We start from the raw sequence: 570 nt of genomic DNA, 5'->3' as shown, positions 1-570 counted from the left end.
ACACCACACAACCAAACAAACCACAACAACAAACCAACACCCAACAAAACAAACCAACCCCACACACAACAAACACACCCCACAACAACACCACCCACAACAAACCACAACCAACCCAACACCCACACCAACCAACACACCAAACAACCCAACCAAAACAAACAACAACCCAAAACCCAAAAAACACAACCAAAACAACAACACACACCAAAAAACCAAACACACAAACCAAAACACAAACCCACAACAAACCCCCACAACCCACACCCACCCACCCCCAAACAAAAACAACAACACCCACACACAAAACATCAACGCACAAACCAACAAAAAACACCACCTCACCCACCACAGCACAAAATACCCATAAACCGCCGTAATTCAAGTCCAACTGGAAAAAGCCGAACGTCGTCCATACCCAGCGTCCGCCTTCCAGTTGGAAAAAGCCGCCCGGATGTTGGTCAGGAAAGACTCCACGCAGGGTGCGGCCGTACTAGTCGGACACCCAGCGATCAGGGAAAATGCAACAGAAGTCGTAGCAAAACGAACCACCAACAACACAACCCCCCA

At 48.6% G+C, this 570-nt stretch carries 1 protein-coding gene; it reads left to right on the top strand.

From position 1 onward, the window contains the following. A partial coding sequence (locus ACTHUG_RS11300; protein WP_440422260.1) for a hypothetical protein occupies positions 1 to 370 on the top strand: 370 nt, incomplete at its 5' end. Positions 371 to 570: the final 200 nt, after the last annotated feature.

The sequence above is a fragment of the Neisseria sp. P0022.S009 genome (genome assembly GCF_051956675.1).
GTDB lineage: Bacteria > Pseudomonadota > Gammaproteobacteria > Burkholderiales > Neisseriaceae > Neisseria.
This window is presented reverse-complemented; position numbering and strand designations above follow the sequence as displayed.